Origin of the sequence: Cellulosimicrobium sp. XJ-DQ-B-000, assembly GCF_031119065.1 — a bacterium.
Lineage (GTDB): Bacteria > Actinomycetota > Actinomycetes > Actinomycetales > Cellulomonadaceae > Cellulosimicrobium > Cellulosimicrobium funkei.
Window position 1 is genome coordinate 24,943 of record NZ_JAVHYN010000006.1, and the last position, 15,319, is coordinate 40,261.

At 75.7% G+C, this 15,319-nt stretch carries 17 protein-coding genes; 10 read left to right on the forward strand and 7 right to left on the reverse strand.

Features of this window, described 5'->3' with window-relative positions:
* Positions 1-57 precede the first annotated feature (57 nt).
* From RDI86_RS11005 to RDI86_RS11025, 5 genes are all read left to right on the forward strand, one after another.
* The gene (locus tag RDI86_RS11005) at positions 58-966 is read left to right on the forward strand and encodes a substrate-binding domain-containing protein (protein ID WP_308821400.1); all 909 of its coding nucleotides are present in this window, start codon (positions 58-60) and stop codon (positions 964-966) included.
* Positions 963-1,538 carry a GNAT family N-acetyltransferase gene (locus RDI86_RS11010; RefSeq protein ID WP_308821401.1) on the forward strand — a complete coding sequence of 192 codons (576 nt, stop codon included), beginning with the start codon at positions 963-965 and terminating at the stop codon, positions 1,536-1,538. Before RDI86_RS11005 ends, RDI86_RS11010 begins: the two co-directional genes overlap by 4 nt.
* Positions 1,539-1,577: 39 nt before the next feature.
* Entirely contained in the window at positions 1,578-1,970 is a 393-nt protein-coding gene (locus RDI86_RS11015; protein WP_061267446.1) for a helix-turn-helix transcriptional regulator, read from the forward strand.
* On the forward strand, positions 1,967-2,638 hold the full coding sequence (locus RDI86_RS11020; protein ID WP_251176903.1) for an SRPBCC family protein: 672 nt from the start codon (positions 1,967-1,969) through the stop codon (positions 2,636-2,638). The genes RDI86_RS11015 and RDI86_RS11020 overlap by 4 nt, the downstream gene beginning before the upstream one ends.
* A 134-nt stretch (positions 2,639-2,772) precedes the next feature.
* On the forward strand, positions 2,773-3,600 hold the full coding sequence (locus RDI86_RS11025) for a phosphatase PAP2 family protein (protein ID WP_308821402.1): 828 nt from the start codon (positions 2,773-2,775) through the stop codon (positions 3,598-3,600).
* Between the two features lie 21 nt (positions 3,601-3,621).
* On the opposite strand, the gene RDI86_RS11030 is transcribed toward RDI86_RS11025, so the two are convergent.
* From RDI86_RS11030 to RDI86_RS11045, 4 genes are all read right to left on the reverse strand, one after another.
* Positions 3,622-4,449: a CPBP family intramembrane glutamic endopeptidase gene (locus RDI86_RS11030; RefSeq protein WP_034653394.1), complete on the reverse strand. Its 828-nt coding sequence runs from the start codon at positions 4,447-4,449 to the stop codon at positions 3,622-3,624.
* 109 nt (positions 4,450-4,558) lie between these two features.
* The gene (locus tag RDI86_RS11035; RefSeq protein ID WP_061267449.1) at positions 4,559-5,395 is read right to left on the reverse strand and encodes an aldo/keto reductase; all 837 of its coding nucleotides are present in this window, start codon (positions 5,393-5,395) and stop codon (positions 4,559-4,561) included.
* Between the two features lie 135 nt (positions 5,396-5,530).
* Positions 5,531-6,205, reverse strand: a complete 675-nt coding sequence (msrA, locus tag RDI86_RS11040; RefSeq protein ID WP_034653375.1) for a peptide-methionine (S)-S-oxide reductase MsrA — start codon at positions 6,203-6,205, stop codon at positions 5,531-5,533.
* 144 nt (positions 6,206-6,349) lie between these two features.
* A complete protein-coding gene (locus RDI86_RS11045) occupies positions 6,350-7,144 on the reverse strand; it encodes an SDR family NAD(P)-dependent oxidoreductase (RefSeq protein ID WP_076405877.1) in 795 nt (264 codons plus the stop codon).
* 207 nt (positions 7,145-7,351) lie between these two features.
* On the opposite strand from RDI86_RS11045, the gene RDI86_RS11050 reads away from it, so the two are divergent.
* From RDI86_RS11050 to ilvA, 3 genes are all read left to right on the forward strand, one after another.
* The gene (locus tag RDI86_RS11050) at positions 7,352-8,593 is read left to right on the forward strand and encodes a cystathionine gamma-synthase (RefSeq protein ID WP_251176902.1); all 1,242 of its coding nucleotides are present in this window, start codon (positions 7,352-7,354) and stop codon (positions 8,591-8,593) included.
* Between the two features lie 79 nt (positions 8,594-8,672).
* Complete coding sequence (locus tag RDI86_RS11055) at positions 8,673-9,986, forward strand: AI-2E family transporter (protein WP_083711927.1); 1,314 nt, start codon at positions 8,673-8,675, stop codon at positions 9,984-9,986.
* Positions 9,983-11,248, forward strand: a complete 1,266-nt coding sequence (ilvA, locus tag RDI86_RS11060; RefSeq protein WP_308821403.1) for a threonine ammonia-lyase — start codon at positions 9,983-9,985, stop codon at positions 11,246-11,248. Before RDI86_RS11055 ends, ilvA begins: the two co-directional genes overlap by 4 nt.
* A gap of 95 nt (positions 11,249-11,343) precedes the next feature.
* On the opposite strand, the gene RDI86_RS11065 is transcribed toward ilvA, so the two are convergent.
* The 3 genes from RDI86_RS11065 to RDI86_RS11075 all read right to left on the reverse strand — a co-directional run bounded on the left by RDI86_RS11065 (position 11,344) and on the right by RDI86_RS11075 (position 13,743).
* Positions 11,344-12,333: a hypothetical protein gene (locus tag RDI86_RS11065; RefSeq protein WP_308821404.1), complete on the reverse strand. Its 990-nt coding sequence runs from the start codon at positions 12,331-12,333 to the stop codon at positions 11,344-11,346.
* Positions 12,334-12,498: 165 nt separating this feature from the next.
* On the reverse strand, positions 12,499-12,981 hold the full coding sequence (gene greA, locus RDI86_RS11070) for a transcription elongation factor GreA (RefSeq protein ID WP_021483866.1): 483 nt from the start codon (positions 12,979-12,981) through the stop codon (positions 12,499-12,501).
* Positions 12,982-13,308: 327 nt separating this feature from the next.
* Positions 13,309-13,743 (reverse strand): DUF4307 domain-containing protein, encoded by a 435-nt coding sequence (locus RDI86_RS11075; protein WP_061267455.1) that lies wholly within the window; start codon positions 13,741-13,743, stop codon positions 13,309-13,311.
* 208 nt (positions 13,744-13,951) lie between these two features.
* Between RDI86_RS11075 and mca the strand changes: the two genes are divergently transcribed.
* Positions 13,952-14,893 carry a mycothiol conjugate amidase Mca gene (gene mca / locus RDI86_RS11080; protein ID WP_241005844.1) on the forward strand — a complete coding sequence of 314 codons (942 nt, stop codon included), beginning with the start codon at positions 13,952-13,954 and terminating at the stop codon, positions 14,891-14,893.
* The gene (locus tag RDI86_RS11085; protein ID WP_083711928.1) at positions 14,890-15,318 is read left to right on the forward strand and encodes a hypothetical protein; all 429 of its coding nucleotides are present in this window, start codon (positions 14,890-14,892) and stop codon (positions 15,316-15,318) included. The genes mca and RDI86_RS11085 overlap by 4 nt, the downstream gene beginning before the upstream one ends.
* Position 15,319: the final 1 nt, after the last annotated feature.

Here is a 15,319-nt window from a genome sequence, read left to right on the forward strand (position 1 = left end):
CCGGGCCCGGTGCACCTCGGGCGGGAGCGCGCGGGACCGCGCGCCTAGGCTGTCCGGGTGGACGACGACGCGGGCACGGCTCCCGAGGCAACGACCGACGGCGGCGGGGACGACGGGGCCGGCCGCCGGTTCCGGCTCGCGTACGTCCCCGGCGCGACCCCGGCCAAGTGGGTGCGCACGTGGCGCGAGCGCCTCCCCGACGTGCCGCTCGAGCTCGTCGCCGTCGAGCCCGGCGACGCGGAGCGGGCGCTGCGCGACGACGAGGCCGACGCCGCGATCCTGCGCCTGCCCGTCGACCGCGACGTGCTGAGCGCGATCCGCCTCTACGAGGAGGCGCCGGTCGTGCTCGTGTCGCGCGACCACCTGCTCGCCGCCCTGGAGCCCGAGGAACCGGTCGCGCTCGACGACCTCGCCGACGACGTGCTGCTGCGGCCGCTCGACGACGTCGTGCCGTGGGCGGGCGAGGCCGGGGCCGCGGACGACGCGCCGCAGCCACCGGGGCGGCCGGCCGACGAGCGGCCCGCGATGACCGGCGACGCGGTCGTGCTGGTCGCCGCGAACGTCGGGGTGGCGGTCGTGCCGCAGTCGCTCGCGCGCCTGCACCACCGCAAGGACGTCACCTACCGCCGCCTGGAGGGGGCGCCGTCGGCCCCCGTCGCGCTCGCGTGGGTCGCGGACCGCGACGACGACCTCGTCGAGGAGATGGTCGGGATCGTCCGGGGCCGCACGGCCAACAGCTCGCGCGGGCGTCGCGCGACGGCGCCCGCGGAGGACGCCGCGCCCGCCCGCGAGCGCCGCGACCGCGACGCGCGCGGTGGCGCGGGCCGCGGGGGAGCGGGCACGGGTCGCGGCGGAGCGGGCACCGGTCGTGCGGGAGGGGGTGGCGGGCGCGGCGGGGGCGGCGCGCAGGGCCGCGGAACGCCGAAGGGCCGGGGCGCCCGTGGTCGGGGCGGGAAGCGGCGGTGACGGCTCCGCCGCCCGCGCCGCAGGCTCCGGGTGGCCCGGTCGAGCTCGTGCTGCTCGACGCGGTGCCCCCGGACGAGCGGGGCCGGCTGCTCGCCGCCGCGCTCCGGCTCCGGCTGGGACCCGGGCAGGAGGAGTTCGTGCCGCCCGCGGCCGACGTCGTCGCCGCGGCCCACGCCGACCCGGGTCGGCACCTGCTGGTCGCCCGCCCGCCGGGCGGCGACCCCGTCGCGCTCGGCGTGCTGCACCCGGGCGGTGCCCCGGCCGAGGTCGCGGCGCTGCTCGACGGCGTCGCCCCGGACGACGTCGTGCTGTTCCGCGGCTTCCTCGTCGACGTCGCGGCGCAGGGCGGCGGCGTCGGGTCGCGCGTCGTGCGGGACCTTCCCGGCGCGGTCGCGGCGCTCGCGGCGCTGCGTGGGCGGACGGCGCCGTACGGGGCGCTCGTCCTCACGGTCAACGACCGCAACGCGGCGGGGCGGCGCGCGTACGCCCGTGCGGGGATGCACGACCGCGGCGCGTACCTCGGGGGCAGCGCCGGGCCGCAGCGGGTCATGGCACGCGCGCTCGCAACATAGGCCTTGACTTATATAAGCACAGTCTGAATGATGGGGGTCATGGAAGCGTTCGACGTCCTCGGCGACCCGGTGCGTCGCCGGATCCTCGAGCACCTCGCGCACGGCGAGCAGCCCGCCGGCGAGATCGCGGCGCGCGTGGGGGAGGAGTTCGGCATCAGCCAGCCCGCGGTGTCGCAGCACCTGCGCGTGCTGCGGACCAGCGGGTTCGCGTCGGTGCGTCCGGACGGGACCCGGCGCCTCTACGCGCTCGACCCGGCCGCCCTCGACGAGGTCGAGGACTGGACCGCGGGCCTGCGCCGGTTCTGGGAGCAGCGGCTGGACGCGCTCGGGACCGAGCTCGCCCGGGGTGCCCGCGAGCGCCGTCGGGCGACGGCAGCCGGCGCCGACGAGGACGACGAGCGCCCCACCGACACCACCAGGAGGACAGCATGAAGGACTTCATCGCCGAGCTCGAGGCCGCGCGGCGCACCGTCGGGACGGGAGACCTGCCCGCCGGTGCGGCACGGGTCGTCACCCTCGAGCGCACCTACCCGGCCGACGTCGAGGACGTGTGGGACGCCGTCACCGACCCCGAGCGCATCCCGCGCTGGTTCCTGCCCGTGACGGGCGACCTCCGGGTGGGCGGCACCTACCAGGTCGAGGGCAACGCCGGCGGCGAGATCCGCGCGTGCGAGGCCCCGCGGCTCCTGCGGCTCACGTGGGTCATGGGCCCGCCGACGCCGGAGGACTCGTCCGTCGTCGAGGTCCGGCTCGCGCCTGCGCCGGACGGCGGCACCACGCTCACGCTCGAGCACACTGCCGTCGTGCCGCCGGAGATGTGGGACCAGTTCGGCCCGGGCGCCGTCGGCGTCGGGTGGGACGGCGCGCTGCTGGGCCTCGGGCTGCACCTCGACGGCGGGGCGACGCTCGACCCCGAGGCCGTCCTCGCGAGCCCCGAGCTGCGCGCGTTCAACGTCGCGAGCAGCGAGGCGTGGGGAGCGGCGCTCGCCGCGGCCGACGGGCTCGACGCGGACGACGTCGCCGCCCGCGTCGCCGCCACGACGGCGTTCTACGTCCCTGCGGACGACGTCCCCGCCGAGGACGGCTCGGGCGCCCGGTAGGGCCGCCCCCGCGGTCGCCGGTCGCGGGTCGCACCGGCGGTCCCGCGAGGTACCGCCCCGGGGGGACGCCCCGCGGCGGACGTCCGCCGCGGGGCGGATGTTCACCCGTGGTTCACCCGGCATACCCTCGTCCGATGACTTCGCCCGATTCGTCCCGCACCACGACCCTGCCCGACGCCGCCCCGACGCGTGACGAGAGCGACGGCGCGCCGGCCGGACCCACGGCCCCCGAGCCGTCGTCCGGGCTGGCGGGGCAGGCGCTCGTGGCGCTGTCGTGGCTCGTCGGGGCGGCGCTCGTCGTCCTCGTCGCCCGGATGCTGCGCGGGCCGAGCGAGTCCCTCTACCTCGCCGTCACGGCGCGCACGGCCGACCTCCCCGGGACGGAGCTCGTCGCCGAGGGCGGCGTGCTCGTGCTCGTGGCCTGGTGCGCGCTCGTGGCCTGGCGCTCGCGCCGGGGCGGCCCGCCCGCAGTCGCGACGACGCTCGTCGCCGGCGTGGGCGCCGTCGCCGCCTACGCCGCGAGCGAGGCCGTGAAGTCGCTCGTCCGCCAGCCGCGCGGTTGCTGGGAGCTGGTCGAGGTCGCGCACTGCCCCGCGGCGGGCGACTGGTCGTTCCCGAGCAACCACACCGCGATCGCGTTCGCCCTCGCGACCGCCGTCGTCCTCGCCGGCGCGCCGGCCGTGCGGGTCCCCGGCGCCGTGCCGGCGCGGCACGCGACCCGCTCCCGTACGCGCGACCTCGCGGTGTGGGTCGTCGTGCCGGCCCTGCTGGCCGTGGCGGTCGCGGCGGCCCGCGTCGCCCAGGGCGTGCACTTCCCGCACGACGTCGTGGCCGGCGCGGCCGTGGGCGTCGCCGTGGTCGTGGCGGCGGTGACGGTGCTCGCCGGTCCCGCCACGACGGCCGTCGTGGCGGCGTGCCGCGTCGACGGGGTGCGCCGCGTGCTGCTCGCCCGACCGTCCTGACCCCACCCGCGGGCGGGGTCGTCAGCGCGGCGCGGTGACGAAGACGTCGAACAGCTCCGGGTGGTGGGCGTGCACCAGCACGGCGAACACCACGACGTCGAACAGCAGGTGGACGGCCACGACGTACGTGAGCGACTTGCTCCAGGAGAAGATCCAGCCCTGGACGAGCGCGAACGGCACGGTGAGCAGCGGGCCCCACTCGCGGTAGCCGAGCTCCCAGAGGAACGACACGAAGACCGTCGCCTGCAGCAGGTTCGCCGTCCACACCCCGAAGTGCTCGCGGTACAGCGCGAAGACCACGCACACGAAGAACAGCTCGTCCCAGATGCCCACCGCGTTGACGCCGACGAACAGTCGCGCGATCTCCGCGCCGCCCGTGATCGGCGGCCAGTTGAGGTACGCGCCCGACCCGATGAAGTAGAACGGCAGGATCAGGTAGCCCGCCACGACGACCACGACCAGGTACACGACCTGCCCCCGCGTCCAGCGGCGCCCCGTCGCGACGGGGAACGTGACGGCGTCCTCGCGGAAGACGAAGCGGGACAGCGCCCACGGGACGAGCACCGCGAGGGAGAGCACGACGGCGAAGCGCACCATGCCGGCGTCGGACAGGTCGGCCTTCAGCGAGATGGTCGAGATGATCCCCATCCCGACGCCGACCAGCGCGAGGTCGCGGCCGAGGCGCCGGTCCACGAGCAGCCCGAGCGCGACCCCGAGGACGAGCGGGACGTACCCGAGCGGGCGCGCGTGGACCGCGAAGAGCAGCACCGCGGAGCCGGACACGAGGACCGCGGCGAGCAGCCGCAGGGGCGACCCGACCGCCCAGGGCGGGCGGGCGGCGTCGGGCAGCGGGCTGAGCGCGGGGGAGGTCACGCGCACACGGTGCCACGACCGGCAGTCCGGGGCGCGCGCCGCCGCGCCGGGACCGGGCCGCGACCGGGCCGTGCGAGCCCCGGCGCTACAGCTCCTCGTACACCGCCGGGTCCTGGCCGTTCGTGCGCCCGTCCGCCCGGGCGAGCCCGGTCAGGGCGTTCATCTCGTGCGTGGTCAGCTCGAACGAGAACACGTCGAGGTTCTCGCGCTGACGCTCCGGCGACGACGCCTTCGGCAGCGGCACGACACCGAGCTGCACGTGCCAGCGCAGGATCGCCTGCACCGGGGAGACGCCGTGCGCGGCCGCGACCTGCGTGACGACCGGGTCCCGGAGCAGGTCGTTCGCGCGTCCGATCGGGCTCCACGCCTCCGTGACGACGCCGCGCTCCGCGTCCGCCGCACGCTGGAGCGGCTGCGGGAAGTACGGGTGCAGCTCGACCTGGTTCACGACGGGCGTCACGCCCGTCGCCGCGATCACCGCGTCCAGGTGCTCGGGCAGGAAGTTCGAGACGCCGACGTGCCGGACCAGGCCCCGGTCGCGGCACTCCACGAGCGCCTCGTACGCCTCGACGTACCGGCCCACGCGCGGGTTGGGCCAGTGCACGAGGTACAGGTCGAGGTAGTCCAGGCCCGTGCGCAGCACCGACTCCTCGACCGTCCGGACGGCGTCGTCGTGCGCGTGGTGGCGCCCGGGGAGCTTCGACGTCACGAGCACGTCCTCGCGCGCGACGCCCGAGCGGCGCACCGCCGCGCCCACGGCGCCCTCGTTCTCGTAGCTGAACGCGGAGTCGACGAGCCGGTACCCCGCGTCGATCGCGCGCGCGACGGCGTCCGCGCCCTCCTCGCCCTGGAGACGGTAGGTGCCGAGGCCGATCGCGGGGATCGTCGTGCCGTCCTGCGCCGCGAGGGTGGGGATCGTCATGGGCCCATCGTGCGGGCGACCCCGGCGGCCCCGCACCTCGGCGGGACGCGGCAGCGGGACGTCGCGCGGGCGAGATGCGAGAAGTGGCCCCTGGTCCGGCGGGACCCGGGGCCACTTCTCACCTCTCGGCGGGTGCTACGCGGCGCTCGGGAACGGGACCCCCGTGGTCGCGTGGCAGCGGTAGCCGTTCGGGTTCTTGTCGAGGTACTGCTGGTGGTAGTCCTCGGCGTAGTAGAACGGCCCGGCCTCGGCCGCGGGGCGCATCTCCGTCGTCACCGGGTCGTACCCCTTGGCCTCGAGCACCGCGGAGTAGCGCGCCGCCGTCTCGCGGACGGCCCGCTCCTGCTCGGGCGTCGTCCAGTACACGGCGGACCGGTACTGGGTGCCGACGTCGTTGCCCTGGCGGTAGCCCTGCGTCGGGTCGTGGCGCTCCCAGAAGATCTTGAGCAGCTCCTCCTCGGAGACCTTCGTCGGGTCGTACGCGACGAGCGCCGTCTCGGTGTGGCCGGTCCGCGCGGTGCACGCCTCCTCGTAGGTGGGGTTCGGCGTCGTGCCGCCCATGTAGCCGACGGCGGTGCTCACCACCCCGGGGACCTGCCAGAAGATCTCCTCGGCGCCCCAGAAGCAGCCCATCGCCAGGTAGAGCACGCGCGTGCCCTCGGGCCACGGGCCGGTGATCGAGGTGCCGAGCACGGTGTGGGGACGCGGCGCCTGCAGCACGGGCGACTGGCGCCCGGGCAGCGCGTCCTCGGGGGCGATCATCGTCGTCTTGCCGGACGAGCCGAAGATCGCGTCGAAGATCGAGTTCATCGCTTACCTCCTGAGGGTGCCCGGACGACCGGGGCGCTGGCCCACGACGCATCGTCCTGGCACGGGGTAGAACGCGGCGGGGGCGGTCGGTGTTCCGCGGACGTGCCGCGACCGGGGCCCGGGCGCGCGTCCGGCCCGAGCCTCTCACGGGACGATCGAGTCGATGTACCCGCCGTCGACGCGCACCGCGGCGCCGGTCGTCGCCGACGCGAGCGGTGACGCGAGGTAGGCGACCATGTGCGCGATCTCCTCCGGCTCGATGAGGCGCTGGAGCAGCGACTGCGGGCGGTGCTCGCGCATGAACACGCGCTGCGCCTCGTCCCACGGCAGGTCGTCGCCGACGAGCTCGCGCGCGAACGCCTCCACCCCGCCCGTGTGCGTGGGCCCGGCGAGCACGCTGTTCACCGTGACGCCCGTGCCCGCCGCCGCCTTGGCGAACCCGCGCGAGACGCCGAGCAGCGCCGTCTTCGTCACGCCGTAGTGGATCATCTCGGCCGGGATCACGACCGCCGAGTCGCTCCCGACGAACTGCACCCGGCCCCAGCCGCGCTCCGTCATCCCCGGCAGGTACGCGCGCGTGAGCCGCACGCCCGCGAGGACGTTCACCTCGAAGTAGCGGCGCCACGTGGCGTCGTCGATCGCGAGCGGGTCCGCGCTCGAGAAGATGCCGAGGTTGTTCACCAGCACGTCGACGTGCGGCACGGCGTCGAGCACGGCCGCCGTCCCCTCGTCGGTCGCGAGGTCGGCGGCCACGCCCAGCACGTCCGCCCCGGGCACGTGCTCGCGCACGTCGGCGGCGGCCCGCTGCGCCGTCTCCTCGGAGCGCCCGTTGACGACGACCGCCGCGCCGCACGCCGCGAGCGTGCGCGAGATCGCGAGCCCGATCCCCTGCGCCGAGCCGGTGACGAGCGCCCTCCTGCCGTCCAGGTCGATCCTCATGCGCGGGCTCCTTCCGGGTCGTCGGACGACGGTCGCCGCCCGCCTCCCTACCGTGCCCCGCGGCGGTCGCGGCCGCCACCGCCTCACCGCCCCCGCCATGGCCGCCGTCGCCACGGCCGCCGCCGAGCAGGTGGTCCTGGCTCGTCCGGGTAGCGGGACGGACCAGGACCGCCTGCTCGGCGCAGGGGGTGCGCCTAGGCTGGTCGGGTGACCACCTCGAGCGAGCACCCCGACTGGACCACCACCGGCTTCTCCACGCGTGCGATCCACGCGGGCCAGGACCCGGACGCGACGACCGGCGCCGTCGTGCCGCCGATCCACCAGGTCTCGACGTACAAGCAGGACGGCGTCGGCGGGCTGCGCGGCGGCTACGAGTACTCGCGCTCCGCGAACCCGACGCGCACCGCCCTCGAGGAGGCGCTCGCGGCCGCGGAGTCCGGCGGCCTGCGCCCGACGGCGGACGGGTCGCCCGCCGCGCGCGGGTTCGCCTTCGCGTCCGGCCTCGCGGCCGAGGACACGCTGCTGCGCGCCGTCGTGCGCCCCGGGGACCACGTGATCGTGCCCGACGACGCGTACGGCGGCACCTACCGCCTCATCGCCCGCGTGTTCGGCCCGTGGGGCGTCGAGCACACGCCCGTCGACCTCACGGACGTCGAGGCCGTGCGCGCCGCCGTGCGCCCCGAGACGCGCGTCGTCTGGGTCGAGACCCCGACGAACCCGCTGCTCGGCGTGAGCGACGTCGCGGCGCTCGCGGGCGTCGCGCACGACGCCGGGGCGCTGCTCGTCGTCGACAACACCTTCGCGACCCCCTACCTCCAGCAGCCCCTCGCGCTGGGGGCGGACGTCGTCGTGCACTCGACGACGAAGTACGTCGGGGGGCACAGCGACGTCGTCGGGGGAGCGCTCGTCGTGGCGACGGCCGCGCAGCTCCCCGGCGGGCTCGCGTCGTCCGCGGGCGGCACGGACGTCGCGGGGGCGGTGGGCTTCCACCAGAACGCGTCGGGCGCCGTCGCCGGGCCGTTCGACGCGTGGCTCACGCTGCGCGGGCTCAAGACGCTCGCGGTGCGCATGGACCGCCACCAGGCGAACGCGGCCGCGGTCGCGGAGTTCCTCGACGCGCACCCGGCCGTGACCGAGGTGATCTACCCGGGCCTCGCGTCGCACCCGGGCCACGAGCTCGCGGCGCGCCAGATGTCCGGGTTCGGCGGCATGGTCTCGTTCCGCGTGGGCAGCGAGGCCAAGGCGCTCGACGTGTGCGCGCGCACCCGGGTGTTCACGCTCGCGGAGTCGCTGGGCGGGGTCGAGTCGCTCGTCGAGCACCCCGGCCGCATGACGCACGGCTCCGTCGCGGGCACGGCGCTCGAGGTCCCCGACGACCTCGTCCGGCTGTCCGTCGGCATCGAGGACGTCGAGGACCTGCTCGCCGACCTCGGGCAGGCGCTCGCCTGACGGGGAGATCCTGCGCACACCGCGCGGGCTCGCCGTGCGCAGGGGCGCGCGGCGGGGGCCGCTCCCCTAGGGTTGCGCTGTGAGCGCGCAGACGGACCAGCACCGCACCCCCGACCCGCTTCCTCCCGCGCGTCCCGGCGCAGCGGCCGTGCCCGACGCCGTGCGCTCGGCCGCCGCGTGGTCGTGGCGCCTGCTGCTCATCGGCGCGGCGATCGCGGCCGGGCTGTGGGTCGTGACGCAGCTCAAGGTGATCGTCGTGCCGATCGCGGTGGCGCTGCTGCTCACCGTGCTCCTCACGCCGGTCCAGCGGTTCTTCCGGCGGCACCTGCGCATGTCGCGCGGCCTCGCGTCGGGCGCCGCGCTCATCGCGCTCATCGTCGTGGTCGCGGGGCTCATCGCCATCGCCGGGCAGCAGATCGTCAGCGGCTTCCAGGACCTGCGCGACCAGGCCGTCGAGGGCTTCGAGCAGTTCACGAACTGGCTCGCCGACGGCCCCCTCGGCCTCGACTCCACCACGCTCTCGCACTGGCTCGACCAGGCGGGGACCGCGGTCTCCGAGAACCAGGACTCGATCGTGTCGGGCGCGCTGGGCGCGGCGACGACCATCGGCCACGTGCTCGCCGGGGCCCTCATCGCCCTGTTCTGCACGTTCTTCTTCCTGCTCGACGGCCGCTCGATCTGGTCGTGGGTCGTGGGGCTGCTCCCGCTGCGTGCCCGCGACCGCGTGCACCAGGCCGGCCGTCGCGGCATCGTGACGCTCGCCGCGTACACGCGCACCCAGATCCTCGTCGCCGCGGTCGACGCGGTCGGCATCGGCGTCGGCGCTGCGTTCTTCGTGCCGTCGCTCGCGCTGCCGCTCGGCATCCTCGTCTTCGTCGGGTCGTTCATCCCGATCGTCGGTGCCATCGTCACCGGGTCCATCGCGGTGCTCGTCGTGCTCGTCGCGCAGGGCTGGGTGCAGGCGCTCGTCATGCTCGGCATCGTGCTGCTCGTGCAGCAGATCGAGGGCCACATCCTCCAGCCCTTCCTCATGGGGCACGCGGTCTCGCTGCACCCCGTCGCCGTCCTGCTCGTCGTCGCGGCCGGTAGCTTCGCCGCGGGCATCGTCGGCGCGCTGTTCGCGGTCCCGATCGCCGCGGTGCTCAACACGGTGGTGCTCTACCTGCACGGCCACGACAAGTTCCCCGAGCTCGGCACCGACGACCGCGTCGTCGTGCGCGGCAGCCCGCAGCCGCCCGTCATCGCGCGCGCCGAGTCCGACCTCGACGACGCGGGCGTGCGCCGCCGCCCCGGTCGCCGGGCGCACGACGCCGGCGGCTCGGCGGTCGTGGAGACGCAGGACGCCGGCGTCGCCGACGCACCGGGCGAGGGCACACCGGGAGAGGCGCGGTGACCTCAGGTCCCGTGCCCGTCCCGCTCGGCGACGTCCGCGACGCCGCCCGCCTGCTCGACGGCGTCGCGTACCGCACGCCGGTGCACACCACCCGGGCGATCAGCGAGGCGGCTGGCGTCCGGGTCCTGCTCAAGTGCGAGAACCTCCAGCGCGCGGGGTCGTTCAAGGTCCGCGGCGCCTACGTGCGCATGGCGCGCCTGAGCGCCGACGAGAAGGCGCGCGGCGTCGTCGCGGCGAGCGCGGGCAACCATGCGCAGGGCGTCGCGTTCGCCGCGGGCCTGCTCGGCATCCGGGCCGTCGTGTACATGCCGGTCGACGCCGCGCTCCCCAAGGTCGCGGCGACGCGCCAGTACGGCGCCGAGGTCCGGCTCGTCGGCGCCGACGTGGACGAGACGCTCGCCGCCGCGCGCGCCGAGGCCGACCGCACCGGCGCCGTGTTCATCCACCCGTTCGACCACCCCGACGTCGTCGCGGGTCAGGCGACCATCGCGCTCGAGATCCTCGAGCAGGTGCCCGACGTCCGGACCGTCGTCGCCCCGCTCGGAGGCGGCGGCCTCGTCGCCGGGCTCGCCGCGGCGTTCGCCCAGGCCGCGCCGCACGTGCGCGTCATCGGGGTGCAGGCGGAGCGCGCCGCGGCCTACCCGGGCTCGCTCGCCGCAGGAGAGCCGACGACGGCCCGGCTCGCCGGGACGATGGCCGACGGCATCGCGGTCGGGACCCCGGGTGCGGTGCCGTTCGGGATCGTCGCGCACCACGGCGTCGAGGTGCGCACCGTGACCGAGGAGGAGATCTCCCGGTCCCTGCTCATGGTCGCCGAGCGTGCGAAGCTGCTCGTGGAGCCCGCCGCCGCGACCGGCGTCGCGGCGCTCCTGTCCGGGACGGCCGCGGTCGACGCGGGCGCGGCGGACCCGGTCGAGGGACCGGTCGTCGTCGTGCTGTCCGGAGGGAACGTCGACCCGCTCGTGCTGCTGCGGGTCGTGCGGCACGGCCTCGCCGCCGCGGGCCGGTACATCCAGCTCCAGGTGCTGCTCGACGACCGCCCCGGCGCCCTCGCGCGCATGCTCGAGGCGGTCGCGGCGAGGCGCGGCAACATCATGCACATCGACCACGACCGCACCGACGTGGGCCTCGCGATCGGCGAGGCGTGGGTGCGCATGCAGGTCGAGACCAAGGGGCCCGAGCACTGCGACGAGCTCGTCGCGCACCTGCGCTCCGCGGGCTACCGCGTCGAGCGCAGCGACGGCGGGTCGCCGCGCGTCTGACGAGGAGCGAGAAGTGGCCCCTCCCGCGCGTGCCGGAGGGGCCACTTCTCACTTCTCACGTCTCGCCCACCCGCCTCTCGGCCGGCGGCCGGCAGTCAGGTGGTCCGGTGCGCCGGGGTGACGACGCGCGGGCGCGTGGCCGGGTCGGGAGCGTCCGGGAGCTCTTCCGGGCGCGCGCCGCGGTCGACGAAGGCTTGCAGAATCCGGCCCTCGGTCGAGGGCCAGCGGCCGAGGACGTCGTACGCGAACAGCACGATCACCCGCCATCCGAGCCGTTCCAGCTCCTCCTGCCGCGCGACGTCGTTCAGGCGCTGCCGCGCGGAGGTCAGGTGGTGCCGGCCGTCGTACTCCACCGCGATGCGGAGCTCGGGCCAGCACAGGTCGGGTCGTGCGAGCCAGCGTCCGTCGTCGTCGACGACGTCGGCCCCGACGACCGGGCAGGGGAAGCCCGAGTCGACCAGCCGGAGGCGCAGCAGCGTCTCCATGGTGGAGTCCACGAAACGGCGGGAACGGTGGAGCGCGGACGCGAGCGGCACGACCCCGCGTCGACCGCGCAGCAGGTGCACGCGCGCCTCGAGCCGGTCGCGGGGGTACGGGCGGGCTCGTCCCCGGGCGCCGAGGACCGCGTCCAGGACGACGACGAGGTCCGTCTCGGTGAGACCGTGCCCGCCCGCGGCGACGAGCGCCGCCAGGTCGGCGACGGTCCTGTCCGGGCCGGTCACGGCGAGCTCGTGCCGGACGACGACGTCGCGCCCCGGCAGGCCGACGTGCGTGACGACACCGGTCGCGTCGAGGGGTCGCGTGCCGGGTGGCCCCGAGACGTGCAGCGGAGAGAGGCCGGACACGCCGGGCGGGAGCGGCAGGTCCCACAGCGCGGCAGCGGTGGTGTGGGAGAAGGCGGCCGCGCGCGGGAGCGCGAGCCGGACGGCGGCGGCGACGGACCGCAGGTCGTCGCGCCGGGCGGCGTCCATGCGGACGCCCCGCACCGGGGCGTGGAGCCGCGGTGAGCGCAGCTGCTTCCGGCTCACGCCGAGGCGGAGCGCCTCGGCGACGACGAACGGCGGGTCGGGCACCGGGACGGGCATGCCGAGAGTGTCCCCGAGCACACCCCCGACCTGCCGAGGAACGGCCAAGACCTGTGGACGAAGCAGACGAGAGCTGCCGAGAAGCGAGAAGTGGCCCCTCCGACACGTGTCGGAGGGGCCACTTCTCACGTCTCGCCCGGCGGCGTCGCGGCCGCCGGGGGCGCGTCAGCCCTCGAAGGGCTTCGCGGCGGTGATCTTCACGGCGATCTCGTTGCCGTTCGGAGCGGTGTAGCTGGTCTCGTCGCCGACGGTCTTGCCGTCGATCGCGGCACCGAGCGGAGACGTCGGCGAGTACACGTCGAGGTCCGTCGTGCCGGCGATCTCGCGCGAGCCGAGGAGGAACGTCATCTCGTCGCCCGCGACGACGGCCGTGACGACCATGCCGGCCTCGACCTTGCCGTCGTCCGGCGGCGTGCCGATGCGCACGTTGCGCAGCTTCTCGGTGAGCTCGCGGATGCGGGCCTCGTTCTTGGCCTGCTCCTCGCGGGCGGCGTGGTAGCCGCCGTTCTCCTTGAGGTCGCCCTCGTCACGGGCGGCGGCGATGCGCTCCGCGATCTCGGTGCGGCCCTCGCCGGACAGGTGGGCGAGCTCGGCCTGCAGCCTGTCGTGCGCCTCCTGGGTCAGCCAGGTGACGGTGGTGTCGGTCACGGTTCGCTCCTTCCTTTCCATGGTTCGACGGTCGCGCCGGGCACGGCCGTGCAGAGACGGGCAGCCGGGGCGCGTGCTCACGCGAGCGCCTGCCTGCCCGGGTCGGTGACGCTGCCCGGGTGGCAGCGCGGAGGACTGGTTCCCGCCGGACCGCCGGGTCGCCCGATGGTCGGTCGCCTGTCACGAGCACCGGCCGCGGGCCGCACGCGGTCGGGTGCGGGAATCCCTCAGGATAGCAAAGCACGAGGTGCGGACGGCGCGGGGCGGGGCGGTCCGCCGGCACGACGGCCGGAGTGCGGCGGCTGGTCCGCACGACGGCCGGGCGGCTCAGGGAGCCGGGCGGCAGGACTGGACGATCCCCGTCGTGGCGAGCTCCGACGTCGCGACGCTCACGGTGTAGCGGGACTCCGTGACCTCGACGGGGCCGACCGTCACGTCGACCGTGCCGACCTGCGCGTAGCTCTCGGCGAGTGCGTCCAGGGTGCACGTCGCCGTCGTGCCGGGGTCCATGTACACCTCGAACGTGACGTCCACGCGCTCCGGGCTGACGACGGTGTACCCGAAGTCCTTGAAGCGCACCGGCTCGTTCGCGTAGCGCAGCCCGATGACGAACGTGATCGCGAGCCCGACGACCGCGACGAGCACGATCCCGACGACCGCCAGGCGCCGACGCCGCTCGGTGGGCTCGGGCCCGTACCGGCCCGCCGGAGGGCGCAGGGGCGTGCTCGGGCTCGGCTGCGGGGCGGTGGTCTCGTTCGTCATGGTGCGGTCCCGTGGTCGGTGCCGCCGCGCCCCGGTCGCGGGCCCGGCGGGTGCCGGCGGTGGTCGGCGGTTCGTCAGGTGTGGGCGCGGTGGTGGATCATGTCCTCGACCCATCTTCGCAGAGCCCCGGCCCTCGTCGTGCACCCACGGCGTCCTGTGCCGCGTCCCGGGCCGCGCGAGGAGACGTACGACGCACCCGGGAGGACCAGTGGCCGAACCCGCGGCCGGATCGACCACCCAGCGCGAGCAGCCGGAGACGCTCCGTCTCCTGGCCGTGCACGCGCATCCCGACGACGAGTCGAGCAAGGGCGCCGCGACGACGGCGCGCTACGCGGCCGAGGGCGTGGACGTGCTCGTCGCCACGTGCACCGGGGGCGAGCGCGGCGACATCCTCAACCCGAGCTTCGGCGAGGGCCCGGCGGACATCGAGGGCATGCGCGCCCTCCGCCGCGTCGAGATGGCCGCCGCGGCGCGCGCGCTCGGCGTCCGGCAGCAGTGGCTCGGGTTCGTCGACTCGGGGCTGCCCGAGGGGGACCCGCTGCCGCCGCTGCCCGAGGGCTCGTTCGGTCTCGTGCCGCTCGAGGAGGCGGCCGCGCCGCTGGTCGAGCTCGTGCGCGAGTTCCGTCCGCACGTCGTCACGACGTACGACCCGTCGGGCGGCTACCCGCACCCGGACCACGTCATGTGCCACCGCGTCGCGTTCGAGGCGTTCCACGCCGCGGGCGACCCGGAGCGCTACCGCCGGGAGGGCGGTGCGGCGCCCTGGTCGCCGCTCAAGCTGTACTACAACCACGACTTCTCGATGAACCGCATCCGCACGCTCCACGAGGCGATGCAGGGCGCGGGCCTGGAGTCGCCGTTCGGCGACTGGGTCGAGTCGCGGTCCGCGCGGGAGATCCCCGAGCGCGAGGTCACGACGCGCGTCCACGTGGCGCGCTACTACGCCCAGCGTGACGCGGCGCTCATCGCGCACGCGTCGCAGATCGACCCGGAGGGCTTCTTCTTCGCGATCCCACGCGACCTCGAGGTCGACGTGTGGCCGTTCGAGGAGTTCGAGCTCGCGGAGTCGCGCGTCCCGACGGACCTGCCGGAGGACGACCTGTTCGCCGGCGTGCGGGAGCTCGTCGCGGGCGAGGAGGTGGCCTCGTGAGCGCGGCACCCTTCCTCGACGTGCCGACGCTCGCGGGCGGCCCGGGCTGGGCGGCGGACGTCGTCGCGGAGACCGCGACGCCGAGCCCGTCGGACGACCCGCTGCGCGAGGACCTGGATCCGAACGACGTGTCGCCCGGTCTCGCCGGTTTCCTCGCGATCTTCGCGGTGGCGGTCGCGACCGTCGCCCTGTTCTTCGGGCTCTCGCGCCAGCTCCGACGCATGCGGCACAACGCCGAGACCCAGGGGATCGGCCCGGACGGCCCGGTCGACGCGACCGCCCCGGAGACCCCCGCCGGCTCCGCGACCGCCGGCTCCGGACCGGACGGCTCCGCGTCCGACGGCGCCGCGCCGGACGGCTCCACGTCCGGCGGCACCCGCGACGCGCGCGGCCCGGACGAGAGCGGCCCGGAGCGGCAGGGCTGAC